The 1,671-nt window shown below is 61.2% G+C and carries 1 protein-coding gene; it reads right to left on the bottom strand.

Annotation, left to right across the window (positions count from 1 at the left end):
- A partial coding sequence (locus ABH924_RS24780; protein ID WP_404503182.1) for a DUF6531 domain-containing protein occupies window positions 1-1,499 on the bottom strand: 1,499 nt, incomplete at its 3' end.
- Window positions 1,500-1,671: the final 172 nt, after the last annotated feature.

The following is a 1,671-nucleotide window of genomic DNA, read 5'->3' as shown; positions in this document are numbered from 1 at the left end:
GCGGCCGAATGAAGTCCACTATAGTTACCAGCAGCCGGCCACGGCAGCGTAGAAAAACCACCAATCCGCTGTCCGAAAACTCCTAAGCAGCCCAGTCCGGTTCCGTTGCGGGCCAGGGTTGTGGTGTTGCCGTTCAGATCACTGAGCTGTGCCAGCTGCCCACCTGAGGTAAAGGTGAAGATGTCTTTCGCCCGGCGGATGTAGGTCCAGGTCCCGTCGCCGTTGTGGACCAGGGAGGCAAGGACGCGTGCCGGGGCATGGTAGACGCCGTTCGCGTCCTGGGTGAAGGTCACCATCGAGCCGTTCTCCTGGTGCACGTCGACCGTTCCGGAAGAATTCGGCGAAAGGACCATGTTGTAGTTGAACGTCCATCCGAAACCCAGAGGCCCGTCAAACGGCGCACGTTGGGACGAGTAGCTGCGGCTCAGAGCCAGACCCGGACCCCGTCCCGCGAGGGAGACGTCCGTGACGTTTTGAAAGAACTCCCCGTTCGAAGTGTTGACCGGATCAGCGGTACACGCATAGCACTGCCCCATCTCAGCAGGGTTCGACCCGGCCACCGTCTCATACGGCGCCGTCGGGCCGGCTGCTCCGACCTGGTTTGACAACGCGATGATGTTGCCCGGCGGGAAGTTGTTGTTGGTCGATCCGACCGTGGCGATGAACTGGTGCGAGGGGGAACCTGTTGTTCCGGAGCATACCGTCCCGGAAAAACAGAAGTTGAGATAGGTGACGCCGCTCTGCGGCCTGGTCAGGTCGAAGATCTCCACCGCAGTTGCCCAGCCGCCAGCTGCGTAGTTTGTTGTCGCGGTCAGCGTCGATCCGCTGGCAGTGAGGCTCACTGTCCACGGCGGCGGGGTGATGGTGTTTGAGGTGGCCCGGATCAATGACGAATTTGGATACGTGTTCGAGGCTCCGTAGCTGACAACGGCGGTATAGCTTGCGCCCGGTTCGCCGGGGACTGTCGTCGCGCCGCAGGTCGTTCCCGAGTTGCAGAAGTTCAGGTATGTAATGCCGGTCTGCACCTTGGTGATGTCGAAGATCTCAAGGTAGGTCGTACCCGTGGCGGCATAATTCGATGTCGCGGTCAGCCCGACGGTACTGGTGATGTTCGCGGTGAGCGTCACCGTCCAGGCCGGCGGAGTCTTGAAGTCCGAGGTGGCTTTGACGTTTCCTGTCGAAAAACCGTTATAGGTGCCGGAATAGCCGCTTGCGACAACAGCAACATACGTGCTCTGGCTCTCCGCCGGGACCAGAGTGATCGCGCACGCCGTTCCGGTGGAACACGTTTGTACTGCGGCAGGGCTGTTTGCAGTGGAGGTGGTATCAAAAATGAAGATCTGCTGGCCACTGCCATTGAGCGGTTGGTTGACCGTGGCCGTGAGGGTGACGGTCGTGCCGACAGTCATGTCCAGGGAAATGGTCCACCCGGTGGGATCAGTCAGCGGAATGGCCACGGGAGCCGGACGGCCCTCAGCCACCAGGGCGGGTACCGCCATTGCCGGGGCCCTGACCCCTGCTGGCAGTACCGATGCCGGAGCCGTGACAACCGGCAACGACGCCGTCGCGTGCGAGGTGAGTGGGCTGCCCTGGAGATTTCGGACAGCGGTACCCCATGAAACGATGGGGATTACCGGAATGAGGAATCACCAGAATGTCATCAACCCGTCG

This window comes from Arthrobacter sp. GAS37, assembly GCF_044908325.1.
GTDB classification, from domain to species: Bacteria; Actinomycetota; Actinomycetes; order Actinomycetales; family Micrococcaceae; genus Arthrobacter; species Arthrobacter ramosus.
This window is presented reverse-complemented; position numbering and strand designations above follow the sequence as displayed.